Here is an 18,787-nt window from a genome sequence, read left to right on the forward strand (position 1 = left end):
CGCGAGCCATCTTGACTAAGGATTGCCACTACCACAACTAACGGGCCCATCGCCATCAAATACATTAGGGCGAACCGACCCCAACTCAAGCTAAATGCGCTGTCCGACATATCGTCATCTCACCATTGAAGTAGGTGGTCGGCGCAGCGCGCCGACCACCGAGAAGAATAGCGTCTATTTATTGCATGGGCACGGATCAGCGGCGTAGCGATCATTCAATGCCTTTCCTCCTTTGATAGCGTCCGCCGCATCTGACTCGTTGCCGATGCGCGACAGTATTCTCCGAACCCCTCGGAGCTTGCCACCCATCGTCATGCCGAATGACAGGACTTCTCCAGCCTCGGCGCCATGTGCGCCAAGGAGCGCACCGCCGACTACGGCGTATGCAGAGTCTCTGGGCTGATGGTCGATAGCGGTCATAATTCCAGTGACACCATCGTAGGTTGTCATTCCACCGTTTGCGATAACCAAGCCTCCTGCGCCGACGACGAGAGGATTCAGAGCCGCTGCGCCCATAACTGAGGCGTCGGCACCCACTCCCATCTCTGCGATCCCGCCAGCCACGTCGATGACACCCACGGCCAAGCCAAGATAGTCGATGCACAAGCCCGTTGGGTCAGTGTTCCACAGAGGGTTTCCTAGCGCGTACGCATAAGAATTCAATCCGCCACCGATGCCCACCGGATCACTCTGCAGGTACCGCCCGAGGCGGGCATCATAGTAGCGCTGGTTGTTGTACCAAAGATCGCTTTCTTGATCGTAGTACTGCCCGGGCAAACCGATATTCAAGCCACCAATCGCATCCAAGGTAACCCGTCTGTCGAACGGATAGTTGGCGGCTCGCCAAACCACGGCTCTTGCCGTGTTGGTGACTACTTCGGGCCTGCCCAAAGCATCGTTGTGAACATAGTAAACGCTGGCGGCACGAACCAGGCCGATAAGCTGGCCATCAAACCAAAGGTAGTTTGACCAAGCGCCGCTGTTGTCCGACCTTTCGGCCAACAAGTTTCCTTGGGCACCGTAGACAAATCGCGACCCTTGACCATTCGCCGCAACTTTCCTGACGCGCCTACTCAATGCGTCGTTGGTATAGGTACTAACCCCGCCTACGAGGCTAACATTCGCGTAGTTTGGCTGCGTGAAGCTTACCGCTTGACCACGGCTAATGCTCGCCAATCCATTGAAAGCATCATATGCATAAGCTGCACTTGAACCAGACCATGAATGAGATGCGACATTGCCCCTTGCATCGCTCGAGTACCCGTGACTACCCATACCGGAAACCCGATTGCTCTGGGCATCGTGTTGCAGGTATTCATCAAAGTTCCATATATGGCGAGTCTTGTTGCCATTGACATCCCAAACGAACTGCTGATTTCCTGAAGGGGATGAGAACGACGCAAGGCGGCTTTGAACGTCATACGTATATGTCTGACTTAAGGAAGAGTCAGTTGCGCTAGCGATTCCTGAAACGCGCGCATTAGCGTCGTAACTATACGTGAGACCTTGGACTACCTGGGCCCCATAGGCAACCTGAACACCTGTAAGGCGGCCATCCTGATCGGTGCCGAGAGTTCGAGTCAATCCATTACCAAGCGACATCTCCGCGATGCCGCCAAATGGCTCATACAGACTTCCAGCGACGATATTCGTAATCGTGCCACCCACGTTGACTGTCATCGTCGTGAGTTTGTCAGAGGCATATCCGTAGCCCACCGCAATGCCACTCGGATATGAAATAGCATTCAACCGGCCGAACTGATCATATTGGTAGCCCGTCCAGAACTCGCTACCTCCGGCAGAAGTGATATCGCGCTGCACGGCCATACGCCCGTCACTGAGGTATCCGAATATCGACGATGTCACCTCCACGCCGTTGGAAAACGACGCCACCCCACAGAGAAGTCCTTTCCCTGAGTTACACCAATCATAGCTAAGCGTCCTACTCTCGGCGCCCCCAGACGCCTGAACAAGCCGCCCGATTGAATCGTAGGAGTACGAGAGCGAACTCCCATCTGCGCGCGCCATTACACTCACGCGGCCGACGGCATCTCTCTGGTATGACGTGGCCCCCGTCTCTGCTGTGTATCGAGCCCACAGGCCACCAAAACCGTCATACACATAGGTCTGAACCCGGCCCAGTGGATCCGTCAGCTTGGTCAGCTTGTCGTTCTCGTTGTACTCGAACTGAATCACGCCTCCATCTGCATAGAGCGCGCTCTTCAACCGATTTAGCTCGTCATACGTGAAGCTCACGGCGTTGGAACCAGCAGAATTCCTGATGGTTTGTATGTTGCCATTCGGGTCATACGTGTATCGTATGTTCATGCCATAGCTTCCGCGGATGCCTCTTGGCCTGCTGAGCTCGTCGTAGTCCAACGAAGCTATCTTCTTCTGCACGTAACCCGGAATCCACTGCTCCTCCCAGAATGGCTCCATGCACTCCTCTTCCGGAGCGCCTACCGGCCCCATGCAGGTGAAGACGAATGTCTGAACTGTTTCGACGGATACGTCTTGGCTGAACTTCAGGTTGCCCGCTGAATCGTAGGTGTAGGACTGTTCTTCGTCCGTCGCAAAGTTGACCAGTGTTCCGCCCGACGCCCTTCTTGTCCTGAAAAGCCGCAGCGAAGACGTATAGTCGTAGTTGGTGGTAACTCCAGATGGCGACGTCACAGAAGCCAATGTCCCGTTCGGTCCGTACACATAAAGCGTATCCGCAGGATTGCTTCCATCCGGATATCTACGGAACCGTGTAACGCGGCCTTGAGCGTCATAGATGTAGTCGGTATGCGCGCCATTGACGCCCGTATGGCGCCCGGGGAGGCCAAGACCATTGTGGTTACTGTAGGTCTCGATGTGTCCGAGCGAGTTTGCACGCGACGTCAGATTTCCCAAGCTATCGTACGTGACCACGATGTTGTCACCGAGTCCCGCCATCGGCCCATCAACTTGTGCGGAGGCGAGCATGCCGCCTGCGAGCGCGCCACCGGATCCACCCCCGTAGTAGCTGTACGTGAAGTTGGTGGTCCTCACCTGGTTGGCAACACCATTCGCGGAGATGTTCTTCTCCGATACGGAAGATAACGTTCCAAGCGGGTGGTAGTAGTACGTAGTTTCCAGCTGTCCGACGACCGTCTTCTTGAAAACTTTGTCTTGAAGGTTGCCGCCATACCACTCGTAAGTAGTGGTACGCTGCCTCGGAGTTCCGTAGGCCTCGATCATCACTAGCAACTGACCTTTATCGCTGTATTGATAGGCTGTCTTGTTGCCATTGTGATCCTCCTGCATGGCCGGATGTCCATTCACGTCGTACTCGGTAAGCGCATATGTAGCGACCGGGCAGTTCGGACTTGCATGCCCCACCGTGCTGATGTGGCGACCGTTTTCAAACGCGAAGGTGGTTTGCTTCCCTAGCGGGTTAGTTTGCACCACGGACATTGCACCATTGGCGCCCGTTGTGTACTGAAAGGTGAACTTATCAAGCCCGTTGTGTTCGCTGCTCGTCGCACGGCGAGATGCGTCGTAGGTAAACTTTGAGTACCGTACGCCGTTGAAACTCTTACCAGTTAGCGCGGTGTTATCCGCTATTTCATAGTGGTAGGTAATTGTTGACGCTGGTACTCCCGGCTTTGCTGTAGCGACCAACCTGTTGTATCCGGCGCCAAATGTGTTCTCGTTGTAAGAGTAGCCATAGTAGTTGCCAGCGGGATCCCTAACAGCCGTCAGACGGTTTCCGGTCCAGCTAAATTCGACGTACCGCCCGGAAGTATGGGTGACTCGATAGGGGTAAGTCCCGTTGGTGTACGTGAATGTCCAGCCAACGTTAAACCTGTTGTACCTGGATTGAATGTAGCCAGCGGACGAGTAGACCTCCGTTTCACCATCTTCAGTGAAGAGAATAAAGCTTCCGTTCGGCTGCTGTTCAATTCGAGCGATCGGTCCCGGTCGATCCTCGTAGAAGATTCCGTTAGCGTCACGATCAAACTTTAGCGTCCTTCCATCAGGGCGCCATGCATAGATCGTGGTTTCAGCGCCGATGCCACAAGCACCGCCTCCTGGGCGTGGGTGACATGAGTCCAGCGCGATTGTCCCAAATGTTAGCTTGTAATCGAAGTTGCTTATCCAGTGCTTGCCGAAGAGGCCAACACCCGTCCAGTAGTGGTTGTATGTTCTAGCCAGACTTAGGCTCATGTCGCCACTGGTGGAGAAGTCCAGCTCCGGTTCGATCTTGTTCCCCGTCGAAATCACGATCGGATTTCCACCGCATGGAGCTAGCGCCGCGGCGACAGTCTCACCTATCGATCTAAGTAGATCTGGAAGATCATCTATTGGTGACATCGACTCCGATTCAACTAGGTCAGCTCGACTTCCTCCACCCGAGCTACCTAGCCCGCCCGCACCAGGGACACCAACGAAGCTGCACTCCTCCCTTACACCAACGACATTTCCCTGGTCATCTCGTACGGTTACGTAAGTCTTGACGTAGCCGACAGGGCATGCCGAAGCAACGAAGCTAGTACCAAGGATCATTAGCCCCGCCAATGCTGCGGCCCAGCGTCGTCTCATAGGACGTCCGCCAACCAGAATTCTGCGCCGCACGAATCCACCGACAGTCAGATCTGACGCCACTTCCATATAGATTTACCCCTGGTCGCCTAAGCGAGCGCGTCACCCCTGACGCGCTTCGACTTCAGGCTAAACCCATTCGCTCAGTACACGCATTTATCAAGGCACGCTGAGGTTTGGGGCGCACTGGCTACGCTTGAATGGCGATCGAGTTGAAGTTCCAGTGATTCTACGCATGCTTAGGATGAGCCGAACTGATCGCAGCCCGCCCCTTGGCATCGCATTGCTTACTTCGGCGGCGCATGCTGACACGAGATGCTGGGGCGCACTTGGGGAGGTTAGCTAACTTCGCACTTAGGTATCGGATACAAAGGAACAATGGGCGGCCGTCGGCTTGCGAGAGGGAACGCTTTCCTTCCCGTACCGCCGGCGGGAATCCGAGAGCACTATCCCGCTCGAATCTCCACTGGCGGTTCGATCCGCTGGCGTATCTCTTGATACAGTGGAATTTCGGAGTTGATTGCTACCTCCAACGACACGCATATGCAGAAGCGGATGGGCTCTGAGAAGCCTCCGGCATCCTCAGCGCAGTTAACTTTGCAAGTGAATTTTGCCCCATCAACGTAGGCGAGAGCACGCTCGCCCTCGAAGATCTGATGCTGCACTGTGCCTCGACGTGCAGCGTTATGCTCTGCTGAGTTCTCTCTTTCAACGCCAACTTCCGTACCGACGCCAGTCATCCATAGCCGGGCGCAGCGATAGCTTTGATGTGCGTGATTTGTTGGCGAGATCCAAGCAAGTGTCGCAGTCATTCGTCGCCACTCTGTTGTCCCAGCCAAACTGGGCGGTAATGGTGCTGAGAACTCGAATGCATTGTCGGCGCTCAATGCGCCCACACCGATAATCGTTGCTCGCTGAGCTGTGGAAGCGAGTGACCGCTCAGGGTTCAAAGCGCCGTAACCCAGCCACCTCGCTAGGAAGTCTTTCTCCTTCCTACGCCTTGCAGCTGTGTCCTGGATCTCCGCTATATCGGCTCGGAGCGCCAAGAGTGCGTTTTGAAGGTCACCCCATGAAGTGCCATGCACTAGCAGCGCCTTGATCAACACCGCGTCGTATTGAGGCCCCGGGGCAGATGGGATGGTTCGCCTCAAATCCTCAAGGCCCTCGTAAATCTGTACTGCGAGCCGGCTCGTTAATGCCGCAGCGTTGCTGGTTCCACGAGTGTATCCCGTGGGATCTGCGGCATCTGAGAGAGGCGGTACGGCAACTCGCTGACCTGGTGACCGGCGAACGGAAACGGGCACTGCACGAGTGATGTTCGCATCTCCACCAAACCCCTCAGCGTGCAGACATCTACCTCCAGGAGCTAGTAGGTCTGGCTTGATTGATCGCTTGTAGCCATGGCCTATTCTAGAAAGTGGACTTATACCCGGCGTGCTGAACAGATCGATGCGATCGACCACAGGAGTGATGTTTGCGGCATCGGAGTGGAGTGCTCCTATGGTCAGTGCATTCATCGCCTCTGCGGGCGATATAAAGCCTGCGACGATCCGCTTGCTGGAGCAGAGTAGCCAATGCGAGATCACGCCTCTGCGTTTCGAGCATGCCGGACAAGCTTCCCCGAGGCACTGGCATCTCTAGCTCGCTAGCATCGTTCCCCGCACTCACTATGAAGAGCACGTTATAGCGATGCGAAAGCCAGTCGATCAGCCGAGCCCACGGAGAAATGTCTCGTGAGAAGACTCTGTTCGAGTCGCCGAGAGAAAGATTGATGATCTTTATGCTTGGCGCGATCGGGCCGCTACCGGACTCTCCTTGGCATATCCTCTTTACTGCTCGGTGAACCAGGTCGATAAGCAGCACATCATTAGGTACGGATTCTGCACGTCGCTCGTGGTAGTTGTCTTCGGGATCTGGCCTAAGGACGGGACGAGCATAGATCTTTCTCGACAGAGGGACTTCATTCGCGTCTAGCTCTCCGTGAAAGATCAGCGACGCCATTGCCGTTCCATGTACGCGATCCTTGGCCTCGTAGGCGGATTCCCAGCCGTCTGGGTCATCTATGATGAGCGCGCTCCTCAACAGAGCGTGATTTGCCATCGGCAGGCCGTCGAGTAGAGCAAGAACAGGGGGGGAACTTTCCTCTACCCGAGTCTCTGCTAAGACTTGTTCACTCTCCTCTATTTCTCCTCCCTCCACACATTGTGGCCGTGGCCGGAAGTACATGATTCGGTCAGACAGGACCAGATCATTCACTTCTCCACTCAGGATCTTCTCGATTGCATGCCGTGGGAGCTCCACCAGAACTCCTTGGTAGGCGATCTCATGGATGTGAGCCTCGCTTATGACTGTGCCATTGAGGTCGCCTATCTGGCGCCTTATCTGCGCGACGGTTGCTGCATTCTTGTCAAAAGAGTTGAAGTACCACGCCTCAATCTCGAAACGAATAAGTTCCTTTCCGCTATCTAACTCATCTTGCCAGTATGCAAGAACATCCGTATTTAGTCGGTCCTGCACATCCCAATAGCGGATGGCTTTCAGGTGTTTGAAGACGTACTTGAAGGATGCATACCCATGGTCGAATGGTGCCTGCGGGTCGCGCTCGTAACGCTGCCAAAGCGCAATGAGCTGGTCCAGCGCTTCCTTGTTCGATCCAACGAGGAAGATGCGCCCTGTTAGATTCGACATTGGAGCATCTGGAACGAAGAAGTCTTCATCAGGCGCGACTTGTTCCTCCATCAGCTCAAATAGCCACTCCAGGCCTTGAACTCGCCCAACAGCATTGGCAAATTGTTCGGTCGAGCCCATGACCTCCATCACGAGCACCAGCTCTGGATTGTCTACAGGCGAGTCGCCTTGAATTCTCAGGCGCCTACCATCCATCGCGCCCTGCAGAACAGAAAACTGTGGCGCGATGCGCTCGCGCTGTCGCTCAATTGGCGGGGTATGTATAGAGGGAGGGCGGCCGCTTAGATCATTGCGCGCCAGAGCCGCACGCTCGGGAAAGAACAGTAGCGGAAAGTCACCTTGCGACATCCATGTCTCCCAGTGATTAGGCTTGCGCGACTACGCTAAACCTCGATTGCCACTGCTTCAGGCGCTCTTGGAGAATCGCCTTCAAATTGGCATTTGGCAAAGAAAGTACATACCTTCGTTGAACGTCTTCGCAGAACTGTTCGAGATCAGAGAAGTTGCCGACGTTAAGCTTTGCTGCAAGCGACTTGGGTGTAATTCCGAGTGGCGCCTCCAATTTTTCCTGAAGGCGACGGAACCAGTCTTCTTTCTGCTCAAGCGTGGGTGCGGGCATCTCTAGACGCAACTGAAATCTGCGCCAAACGGCGCGATCTAGCAGCTCCGCATGATTAGTAGCTGTAATGACGACAACATGACTCGGAAGCGCATCGATCTGGAGAAGCAGCGAACTTACGACACGCTTAATCTCGCCAGTCTCATGGGTATCACCACGTTCTTTTCCGAGAGTATCGAACTCATCGAAGAAAAGGACACATTGATGAGTTCGAACGAAATCGAATAGCCGCTTAAGGCGACTACTTGTTTCACCAAGGAAGCTACCAATCACCGCCTCGTAGCGCACCACAAAGAGTGGCGCCATAAGCTCGTGCGCTACAGCTTCTGCAAGTGAAGTTTTGCCGTTTCCAGGAGCCCCGGAAAGCAGCATGCGGTGACGCGGCTCCAGCCCGTAAGACCGCAGCAGATCGCGCCTCTGCTGCTCTTCAATCAACTCTCGACAGGCAGCCCGGACTCCCTCGCTGAGCAGCATCGAGTCGAGCGAGCGCGCCGGGTCAATTTCGTACAGCAATCCACCGTGGCCGCCGTCATGCGCCCGAATGACTTCTGCCGTCCGCCCACGCGGTGTTGCCGACTTCAGGTTCTGAACCAGTCGGTCCGCCAATTGGTGATGCTGTTTGGCCCGCTCTTCGGCCGCCATCGCTTCGACGGTGGTCCGAAAGAGCTGTTGGTCGCCCTCACTACCAGCCTTCACCAAGTTAACGATTAGGTCTGCTCGGGACATGTACCCACCTGACGTTGCTCATGTTCGTCCATGCCGTGTACGGCTGTCCACGCACGGCCATTGAAGTCCATTGAAGTCCGGCTCCGTCTCGTCGCCTGTGACAATATTGATATTATCATAAATATGATATGTTTTATGTATGTCTAGCTTGGAACGACTCAGCCTTTGCCTTGCTGAGGATGAAATCGAGGCGTTGGAGAGCCTGCGCCGGAGGCTGGGGCTACAGGGCGCGCTCCTCAATAGGAGTGAGGTTATCCGTGCCGCCATTCGCCACCTGGCTGGGCGGGACGAAGCCGAGCTTCTACTCGCAGTAGAGGAAGTGCCCCGATTTAAGCCTGGGAGGCGCGCTAAGCGAGACGAATAGGCGGGCGGCGCAAAGGGGATTCCGAAAAATCTCGCTTTTTGCTGGACCGCTCCCCGGAAAATCTCGCCTTTCGGCCCACTTTCGATCTCGCACGAAGTGCAACGATCCCGCCTAAGTGGCTGATTACTAAAGGGGACAGGTCTCACCTTTTGGCCCCCTCTACAACCCCGATGCCTGATCTGCCGCGAATCGGGTGCCTATGGCCTCGATCTGTGCCTCAACTGCACGCAATCGTTGCCTTGGAATCACGCGGCCTGCATGCGCTGCGGCCTGCCCTTGCCTGTTCCCGGCGAATGCGGCGCGTGCCTGACGGACCCGCCACCGGTCGCGGCCACCACCGCCGTGTTCGTCTACGGGTTTCCCCTCGATCGCCTGGTGCCGCGCTTCAAGTTCCACCAGGATCTGGCGGCCGGGCGCCTGCTCGCGGAGATGGCGGCGGGTCCGCTGGGGAAGGCCCCGCGACCGGACGCCCTCATCCCGATCCCCCTGCATGCGCATCGCCTGCGCGAACGGGGATACGACCAGGCCCTGGAACTGGCGCGCCCACTCGCCCGGACACTCTCGCTTCCGCTGCATGCGGATCGCCTGGTACGCCATCGTGCGACGGCGGCGCAATCGGAACTGCATGCGGACGCCCGGAAACGCAACGTCGCCCGCGCGTTCGGCATCGCCGGCACCGCGTCGCTGCCCGGACACGTGGCCTTGTTGGACGATGTGATGACGACAGGCGCGACCCTGCATGCCGCCGCCCGCACGCTGCACGCTGCAGGCGTCCGCCGCGTCGATGCCTGGGTCATCGCCCGCGTACCCTGAACGCGCTCAGCGCACCAGGTCGAGCCAGAGCCCGGCGAACACCACCAGGCCTATCCAGTTGTTGTGCAGGAACGCCTTGAAGCACCCGCCCCGCTCCCGCTGCCAGGCGAGCCTGAACTGCCAGCAGATCAGCAGGGCGGAGACGGCCAGCGCACCCCCGTAATAGACGCCGAGACCCGCCTGGCGGCCGACGAGCCCCAGCGCCACCAGCACGAGCGCATACAGCACGCCCTGGATGACGAGATCCAGGTCGCCGAACAGGATGGCCGTCGACTTGGACCCGGCCCGGATGTCGTCTTCGCGATCGACCATCGCGTACCAGGTGTCGTAGGCCGTGGCCCACAGGATGTTGGCGCCGTACAGCACCCACGCCACCGGCGGCACCTCGCCCCGGATCGCCGCGAACGCCATCGGGATGCCCCAGCCGAAGGCCAGGCCCAGATAGACCTGCGGCAGGTAGGTATAGCGCTTCAGATACGGATAGCTGGCCGCCAGGAACAGGCCGACCACGCTCAGCAAGACCGTGAGCCGGTTCATCGTCAGCACCAGGCCGAACGCCACCAGCATCAGCACCGCGAACACTGCCAGCGCCTCGCGCCCGCTGACCGCGCCCGTCGCCAGCGGACGTTCGCGTGTGCGCTCGACCTGCGGGTCAAGCCAGCGATCGGCGTAGTCGTTGATCACGCAGCCCGCCGAGCGCGTCAGCCAGACGCCTGCGGTGAACACGAACAGCGTCCACCACGACGGCACGCCATCCGCGGCCAGCCAGAGCGCCCACCACGTCGGCCACAGCAGCAGCAGCACGCCGATCGGGCGGTCGCCGCGCACCAGCTTCCAGTACTGCCCCAGCCGCTCGCGCCAGCGCGGCCCGGCGGCATGCTCGAAACGTTCGTATCCCATGCGGGAAGGGTATCAGGCCCGCCCGCAGCCCCGACGCGCGGCGCCGCCGCTGCGCGAAGTGGGCCAATGCGTCGGTTTGCGGCTAGAATGCCCGTCCCGTGCGCCCGTAGCTCAGCCGGATAGAGTAGTGGCTTCCGAAGCCATTGGTCGGGGGTTCGAATCCCTCCGGGCGCGCCATCCTCCTGCGGACATGCTTACCCCTCGCCGAGCGCGCTACGCTCGCGCCATGGGATGCATGTCCGCTCGCGCCTCCAGGCCCCGAACATTCCCCGTGCCGACACGAAGGGCGGCATCACGGGTCATTCCTGCGCCTCGGATCGCGCGCGGCCTTCCCCTCTCGCCTGATGCCCGCCGATGTCCGATCTAGAGGCCCGCGCGCTCGCCCTGTTCGACGACTACGTCGATCTTCCCCCGCCGCGTCGCGCGGCCGCGCTCGCGCGGCTGGCCGCCCAGGACGCGCCGCTCCATGCGGCGCTCGATCGCCTGCTGGTCGCCGATGCCGCCGACCATCCCCTCGACAACGTCGGCTTCAGTGATCTGCTGGGATTGCCGGGCACGAGCGAGGATCCCGCCGGATCCGATGGCGATGGCGATGGCGAAGCCGCATCGGACCGCATCGGCAATCGGCTGGGACCATGGCGCATCGATCGCGTGCTGGGCACGGGCGGCATGGGAACCGTGTACGAAGCCAGCCGCGCCGATGGCCAGTACGAGAAACGGGTGGCGCTCAAATGCATCCGTACCGAGATGTCGTCGCCCTCGCTCATCGATGCCTTCATGCGCGAGCGAAACCACCTCGCGCAGCTCGAGCACCCGCATATCGCCCCGCTACTCGACGGTGGCATCGAAGCGGACGGACATCCCTGGTTCGCGATGCAGCTGCTGCATGGGACGTCGATCGACCTGTGGGCCGACCAACAAGCGCTGAACCTCACCGAACGCATCCGGCTGCTGCTGCAGGCCTGCGACGCGCTGCACTACGCCCACAGCCAGGGCGTGCTGCACCAGGACATCAAGCCCGGCAACGTGCTGGTGGCGCAGGACGGTCGCGTCTACCTCGTCGACTTCGGCTTGTCGGCCGTCATGGGCGGCACGGAAGGTGGCGCCTCACCGCGTATCGCCGTATCCCATGGTTACGCCGCGCCGGAAATACTGGCAGGCGAGGCTTCTTCGGTCGCCAGCGAGATCTATGCGCTGGGGGTGATGCTCTACCAATTGCTCGTGGCGAACTGGCCGCGCCCGCTCTTGCCGCTGCACGCCAGCCTCAGCCGCCTGCCCCCGGGCAAACCGCATCCGCCCTCCGTGCTGGCCGATGCGGCCTGGGCTGGGGTCGCCTCGCAACGCCGATGCCGGGACAACGCGCAGCTGCGCAAACAGGTGCGGGGCGACCTGGATGCGATCGCACTCAAATGCGTCGCCGCCGCACCCGGCGACCGCTATGCGAGCGTCGGCGCATTGATCGCCGACCTGCATCATTGGCTCGCGCGCGAGCCCGTGGCCGCGCGCGATGGCGGACGCCTGTACGTGGCGCGCCGCTTCGTGCAGCGCCACGCCGTGGCAAGCGCGCTTGCGGCCGGCACGCTGTTGTTCGCCCTGGTCGCCGCGGGCGCATTCGCGTGGTACCACCTGCGTGACCAGCAGGAGAGTCGCGACATGCAAGCGGTGTCCACGCTGTTCGAGGAAACGCTGGGCGCCGCCACGTTGTCGGGGCTGGCGGAAACCCGCCCCTCGTCGCGTCAGTTGCTCGAGCAGACCGAAGCGCATCTGCGGCGTCTTCCCTTGGCGTCCAGCCCTGCGCTCAAGGCGCGCGCGCTGGTCTCGCTGGCCCGCAGCTACGCGGTACTGGGCGATTACCCGCATGCGCTGGTTCTGGCGGATGAAGCCAACGGCTTGCTCGCCGATGATCCGGTCTTGCGCCCGGAAACCCACGCCACGCTCGCGACCCTGTTGAACCTGCAGGCGCGGCACGCGGAAGCGCGCGACGTCGCGCTGGCCGGCCTGCAGCAGATCACGACCTCACGACACAAGGCCGACACGACGTCGCTCGGGCTGCTGACCGAGCTGGCGCGCGCGCACTGGGGGCTGTCGGATCATGCCGCCGCCTTCGAAACCCTCGCCTTCGTCGATGGCACCGCCGACGGCCTGCCCGCCCCGCTTGCTCGCACGACGCGTATCGACCTGCTGACGTTGCGAGGCCAGTGGCATGCGCAGCTCCTGAACCTGGGCGACGCCCACCGCGATCTGCGCGACGCGATCGCACTGGCGGGCGCGGACCGGTCCCCTGCCGCCGACACTGCGCGCGAACTGCTCTCGACACTGCTCGTGCGCGAAGGGCATCCGCAGGACGCGCTGCGCATCGCCGGCGACCTGCTCGCCTCTCGCCAGCAGCGGCTCGGCCCGACGCATCCTGATACTTCGCGCAGCCTGCGCCTGAAACTGGAGGCCGCGCTGGCGGCGGCGCCCGCTTCCGTCGATGACGCGGCCTTGCGACACGCCCACGAAGCGATCGTGGCCAGCTTCGGCACCCATCATCCTGAGTACGCGCGCCAGCGCCTGCTGGAAGCGCGCGTATCGGCGAGAACGGATCTCGCGCAAGGCATCGGCTACGCACGCGAGGCGGCAACGCTGTTGGAAAGCACGCTCGGACCCCGGCACGAAGCGACACTGGCCGCCAAGGAGACGCTGGCCACCCTGCTGCTCGCATCGCCGACGGGCGCGATACCCGCACCCCCGCATATCGAAGACGCCATCGGGTTGCTGCAGGAAGTGATCCAGGCGGCACATCAGGGACGATGGCCTGCCCCCGTCGCCCGCCTGGCCCTTGCGCAGGCGCTTCGCTTGCGGGCACGTCCCCAGGAACGCGACACCCCCTCCGACGATGCGTCAGCGGAACGGCTGCTGCAGGATGCGCTGGTGGAGGCGCGTCGCCACCTCGGAGCCGATCACGCGATCACGCGCCAGATCCGGTACAGCCTGATGGCGCGTCCCCCCGTGCGCGAACGATCCGCCGTGCCCGACGACGGGAACCGCGCCAGCACGCCTCCTCAGCAAGGCCTATAGACCGCTGGCGGTCACGGTGCACTGCATCGTGACATCGACCTGGCCGCCCACCGGCAGTGTTGGAATCGAGATGCCACTCCCGAGCAGGCTGCTTACCGGCACCGTTGGCGATGGGCAGCTCGCCCCCCCGGTCGCGGTACAGGTCGCCGTCGTCGAAGGCGACATGCAGTTCTGCCCGCCGCTCGCCGCATCCGTCAACAGCACGTTGTTCGCCTGGCTGGGACCGTTGTTGGTGACCGTCAGTGTGTAGGTGATGTCATTGCCGCTGGTCACGGTACCCGGACTCGCGGCTTTGACCACCTGGATATCGGCCTGCTGCAAGGTATTCGTGAATGTGCAGATGATATCGCTGCCCGCAGCCGTCGCAGCGGCATTCAGCGTCACCGACCGATTGGCGAGGTCGGGTGTGGCGCTGCCGCCGACACCGAGACCGGAGCAGGCGATGTCGCTGACGCGGTATGTCACGGGGCTCGTGCTCTCTGTCACTGTGGTGGCGGTATCGGTCGCGGCCAGTGTCTGGCTGGCGCCACTGATCGGCGTCCCCGCGACGGTCGTGGTGAGCGTCTGTGTCACGATGCCGTTCGTACCGGTGAAACCGAAGCTGTCCACCCCCCCGATGCTGATCTTGCGCAGCGTCATCCGCGTGAGCGCGCCATCGGTGTCCGTCGCCGAATTGTTGCCCGGTGTCGCATCCGTGTACCCCGACGGAACGGCCACCATCGCCGTGTTGGCGACCGGCGACACGCCAGTGGCCACCGTCGCGGTCACGGTGAACGTCATTGTGCTGTTGGGAGGCAACGTCGGGATGGCGATGCCCGGGACACTTTCGATCGCTGCCACCGTGACGGCGCCGGCGAGCGGGCAGACGGCACCCGCGGTGACTGCGGTACAGCTGACCCCTGTCTTCGTCAGGCCACTGGTGGCAGGATCCGTCAGCATCGCGCCATCCACATAGTTGATGGACGTGTTGGAGATCACCAGCGTGTAGGTCGTCGCGTTCCCCGGCAGCACGCCATCGTTCGTCTGATCCACGTTGCCATTGACGCCAGGCGTGTTGGTCTTGGTGATCGAAAGGTCGACCAGTGCCCGCGTCAGCGTGAACTTCGCCGCCATGCCACCCGATGTGGACTGGGAAGATGTCAGTGCACCGTTCTGCGACTGCAGAGTGACGTTTGCCGTCGGCGTTCCATTGGCGAACTGGAAGGAGCTACTGAAGCCGTCCGACTCGGTTCCCGCAAGGAAGTGCGCGCCTGTCGCGCCGGTCGTCCCGGGATCGGTGTTGGTTACCGACGGATTCAGCACTTCGGAGAACCCCGCTACCGTCGCGAAGTCCAGGGGGCCGCTTCGTGCGTAACCATTAAATCCGACCAGCAGCACTCCGTCGCCCGCGTTGACGGGCGCTTGCCCGGCGTCGTAACCGTTGAGGCATAAGGACCAGTTACCGGGTGCGTTGACGCCCGCCGCGAATGGCAGACCGGTGTTGCAATTCGTCCGCGTCGTTTCGATGGCGGAGCGGACGATCCCCGTTCCTGCCCCACCCGTCGTTACCTGGTTCACGTGATTGAACTGGATGGCCGACAGGATGGCCTCGTCTCCGTTCCGGTGGGGCGCTTGCGCGTCGGGCAGCGTGACAGTGATCGTTCCGCTGGCAGCGCCGCCCAGGAGCGTACGCAACTGGGCTTCGTAAAGGACGAAGAAGTACATCTCCTGCGAGTAGCTGGCTCGGCTGGCCCCCGAGAGCCCCGTAGCCACCGAGTAGATGTTGCCGAAACGCAAGTCTCCGGCCGGTTGCGCGAGCGGGTTGGCCGCCGTGATCGACCCTCCTGGCCCTGTCGCGGTGAACTGGATCTGCACGTTCGCGCCATCGTTGGCGACGAAAACCGGCGAGGCGAAGTTGCTGTTCGCGGCAGTCTCGTCGATGCAGGTCGCCAGCGTTTCGGTCGTATCGGTCGTGCAATGGTCGCGTTCGAACGCCGCGGTGATGAACACGGCCCGATTCTGTCCAGCGGATACGGTGAAACTGAGCGATGGCGTCCCTGCGGAGCCGGCGCCGGTCGCCGTGGCGAACGCGCCATGATCCACCGTGACCGTCTGCGCCCGCGCAGGCGTGCCCGTCGCCGTGAGCAGCAATACGGCCACAGCCACCATGGCGGCTTGAAGTTCCTTCCTCACGCGAACCCCTGTCGTGTCCTTCCTGTGGATGTCGGACGTCAACGCGCGGCATCTCGAGGCGTGTTCCTTGTGGAAACGAACAAGCGCCGCACCGTCTCGCGCCGATGCCCCGCGGCGCGATAGTCAGCCGTTCCCGCCCCCACCTGCATCGCCGCACTCTCCGCTGCCGATCAGGGCGTTGTTCCAATCGTCCAGCACGCGCGACAGCGCGATCAGCTCTTCGCGTACCGCGCTGTTCTTGGGTATCGCGGCAACCTGCTGGGGCGTGTACTGCCCCATCACCTGGTTGGCCCTGGCCAACGCATCGGAGACGAGGGAAGGCGTCTGCGCGCCGAGTGCGTAATTCGCTTGGGCCGCGACCAGCTGATGTGCCAGGACCCAGTACGCGTTGCCCTTGGGCGGCACCAGGAGGACTTGCTGGTAGCTCAGACCGGAGAGATAGAACGCCTGGTCGCGCACCGACAACCAGACTTCAGTCGTCAGATCGTTGGCGTTCTGGGCGCGATTCTGCCAGTAGCCCTGGGTAAACTGGCATTGGCCTTCCGCACGCGCGCCCATCGGTGCAACTGACGAGGCGATCATCATCGCCAGCAGGCCGCACACCGCATATCGAGACTGCATCATTTCATGACCTCAGGTTTGGAGGGGGTCAGGCGTCATGGCACGCACGACGCCCGTCGCTTGAGACAGCAATCGCCCCACCGTCCTGTTCCCGACCACATCCCGCTTCGGCTTTGCTGCGTCACCCGATATGTTTCGCGACGCACGTCCCGAAGCGGACACACGAGATCATTCCACCCGTGCGGCAAGAATCGCGCCGCTGACGATGGCGTGCGCAACCGGCTGGCGGCACGCGGGATATGCGCATCCGCTACAGCCCAGTCGCGTTGACCGTGCATTGCAGCGTGACTGTGACACGCCCGCCGACAGGCAAGACGGGAATGGTCATGCCGGCGCCCAGCAAGGTAGTGACGGGCACGGTCGCGGACGGGCAACTTGCGCCGCCGGTGGCAGTGCATGTGGCCGTCGTGCTCGGAGCCGTGCAGGTCTGCCCGGTGGACGGCGCGTCGCTCAGTACGGCGTTCGTCACCGCGTTCGCGCCGTTGTTGCTTACCACCAACGTGTACGTCACTACATCGCGCGATACCACCGGACTGGGCGTGGCGGTCTTGACCACCTGGATGTCTGCCTGTTGCAGCGTATTGGTGAACGTGCAGATGATGTCGTTGCCTGCCGCCGTGGCCGCGGCATCGAGCGTCACGGTCCGATTCACGAGGTCGGGCGTTGCGCTGCCACCGCTGCCCATGCCGGTACAGGTGATGTCCGTCACCCGATAGGTCGCCGGCGAGGTGCTTTCGGTGATCGTGGTGGCGGTCGCTGCCGCAGACAGCGCCTGTGTTGCCCCACTCACCGCGGCACCTGCCGTCGTGGTGGTCAGCGTCTGGGTCTGCACGCCATTCGTGCCCGTGAACCCGAACCCGCCCACGCCGCCCACGCTGATCTTGCGGAGCGTCAGCCGCGGATTGCGTACCTGCAAGGTCGCATTCGGTGGGGGCACCAGGCCGGTCGTCGTCACGTTGCTGGCGCCGTTGGTGTAGGCGCCCTCCGTCGTGGCGACCACATTGACCGACACGGTGCATGACGTTTGTCCTGCGGCCAGGTCGCCACCCGTTATCGTGATCGTGTTGGTCCCGGGGGTCGCCGAGATCACGCCATTTCCGCACCCGTTGTTGACGGCGCTGGCGGGATTCGCTACGAGCACTCCCGTCGGCAGGGTGTCCAGGAATGCCCAGTTCGGCTTGGCGGCAAGCTCCGTAGTATTGACGATGGTGAACGTCAGCGTCACGGGTTGATTGGTGCCCGCGGGATTGGGTGCGAACGCCTTGTACAACGACGGCGTGACATCGAGCACGCGGATGTTGTCGAACGCGGCGTCGTTGCCGGTGCCCGATCCGTTGAGATTAGTCATCCGGATGCCGAGCGAGTTTCCATTGAACAGGATAGGCGTCGCCGAGCTGACGGTTCTTGCATAGTAGTCGGCTGGATTGGAGACACCGCTTGCAGGGCAACCATTCAAGCCAGGCGTGCATTGCACGCCCGGAACACCGATGATGTTCGAAACCGAAGCGCTCGTGCACAGCGCACCGGTCGTGCCTGCTGAGATCGCTGTCCCGGTGGATGTGATCAGATTGAAGTCATAGTTGGGCGCGCTGTTGGACCAACAGGAGGTCGCGGCAGCGTCAACACTGAAACTTATGAAGCGACTCGTTGTCGTCGCGGGCAGGGGAATCTGGTTGACCGTTGCGATCTCGATGTTGACACCAGGATTGGCCCCATCGGTGTAAGCCGTCACCGCGCGGTTGGTGGTCTGGTTCCACGTCATTGACGTGGTGTCGCTGCCGTTGAGTACGCCAAGGGTCCAGGCCAGTTGGCGAACGACGTTGAATGCATCCTGGTCCTGCACCGCCGTCTTGAGCGTGCAGTTGCTCAATGGCTGCTGGGACTGCAGCGTTGAACCGGCCACGATCTGGCCGTTGCAAGCCGCCAACCAGTTGGGATGGGCCGTGTAGGTGACGCCTGTCGCGGACGCGTACGCGGTCAGTAGCTGGATGTTCGTATCCGGACCGTTCTCGAAATCCTCCGCGTAGAGCACGGTCGGAGCCTGCGGCGTTTGAGCGAGGGCGCTGCCCACCATGCCCAACATAGCGAGGGCGACCGCGGTCACCCACTGCAGACACTGACGGAATCGCAGCGCTCGCATGTTCTTTGAATCTGCGGCGGTGGCCGGCGACGTGCGCACTTGCGATCCCGCTGCGACCGACGATGGTGCGACTCTAGGACTGCGCGCAGCTCCAGCGCGATCCTTCGAGCGGTATGTA

Annotated in this window: 9 protein-coding genes and 1 tRNA gene; 3 read left to right on the forward strand and 7 right to left on the reverse strand. The window is 61.2% G+C overall.

Translation table 11 applies throughout. The features are described 5' to 3' along the window. Positions 1-174: 174 nt before the first annotated feature. The 3 genes from BLT45_RS00410 to BLT45_RS00420 form a co-directional block, all read right to left on the reverse strand. Positions 175-4,248 carry an RHS repeat-associated core domain-containing protein gene (locus BLT45_RS00410; RefSeq protein WP_175455665.1) on the reverse strand — a complete coding sequence of 1,358 codons (4,074 nt, stop codon included), beginning with the start codon at positions 4,246-4,248 and terminating at the stop codon, positions 175-177. A gap of 1,728 nt (positions 4,249-5,976) precedes the next feature. Next, positions 5,977-7,602: a S8 family peptidase gene (locus tag BLT45_RS18020; protein ID WP_139187833.1), complete on the reverse strand. Its 1,626-nt coding sequence runs from the start codon at positions 7,600-7,602 to the stop codon at positions 5,977-5,979. 16 nt (positions 7,603-7,618) lie between these two features. After that, positions 7,619-8,599, reverse strand: a complete 981-nt coding sequence (locus BLT45_RS00420; protein WP_093293699.1) for an AAA family ATPase — start codon at positions 8,597-8,599, stop codon at positions 7,619-7,621. A 541-nt stretch (positions 8,600-9,140) separates the two neighbouring features. On the opposite strand from BLT45_RS00420, the gene BLT45_RS00425 reads away from it, so the two are divergent. Next, on the forward strand, positions 9,141-9,776 hold the full coding sequence (locus BLT45_RS00425; protein ID WP_343123873.1) for a ComF family protein: 636 nt from the start codon (positions 9,141-9,143) through the stop codon (positions 9,774-9,776). Positions 9,777-9,782: 6 nt separating this feature from the next. On the opposite strand, the gene ubiA is transcribed toward BLT45_RS00425, so the two are convergent. Continuing rightward, entirely contained in the window at positions 9,783-10,676 is an 894-nt protein-coding gene (ubiA, locus tag BLT45_RS00430; protein WP_093293705.1) for a 4-hydroxybenzoate octaprenyltransferase, read from the reverse strand. 100 nt (positions 10,677-10,776) lie between these two features. On the opposite strand from ubiA, the gene BLT45_RS00435 reads away from it, so the two are divergent. Both BLT45_RS00435 and BLT45_RS00440 read left to right on the forward strand, forming a co-directional pair. After that, positions 10,777-10,853, forward strand: a tRNA-Arg gene (locus BLT45_RS00435). A 177-nt stretch (positions 10,854-11,030) separates the two neighbouring features. Next, a complete protein-coding gene (locus tag BLT45_RS00440) occupies positions 11,031-13,736 on the forward strand; it encodes a serine/threonine-protein kinase (RefSeq protein WP_093293708.1) in 2,706 nt (901 codons plus the stop codon). Here BLT45_RS00440 and BLT45_RS00445 read toward each other — a convergent pair. The 3 genes from BLT45_RS00445 to BLT45_RS00455 all read right to left on the reverse strand — a co-directional run bounded on the left by BLT45_RS00445 (position 13,731) and on the right by BLT45_RS00455 (position 18,708). Then, the gene (locus tag BLT45_RS00445) at positions 13,731-15,950 is read right to left on the reverse strand and encodes a prealbumin-like fold domain-containing protein (RefSeq protein ID WP_139187835.1); all 2,220 of its coding nucleotides are present in this window, start codon (positions 15,948-15,950) and stop codon (positions 13,731-13,733) included. The genes BLT45_RS00440 and BLT45_RS00445 overlap by 6 nt on opposite strands. Positions 15,951-16,031: 81 nt before the next feature. Next, complete coding sequence (locus tag BLT45_RS00450; RefSeq protein ID WP_175455666.1) at positions 16,032-16,529, reverse strand: hypothetical protein; 498 nt, start codon at positions 16,527-16,529, stop codon at positions 16,032-16,034. Positions 16,530-16,779: 250 nt separating this feature from the next. Beyond that, positions 16,780-18,708, reverse strand: a complete 1,929-nt coding sequence (locus BLT45_RS00455) for a prealbumin-like fold domain-containing protein (RefSeq protein ID WP_175455667.1) — start codon at positions 18,706-18,708, stop codon at positions 16,780-16,782. Positions 18,709-18,787 lie beyond the last annotated feature (79 nt).

The organism is Pseudoxanthomonas sp. CF385, assembly GCF_900104255.1.
Lineage (GTDB): Bacteria > Pseudomonadota > Gammaproteobacteria > Xanthomonadales > Xanthomonadaceae > Pseudoxanthomonas_A.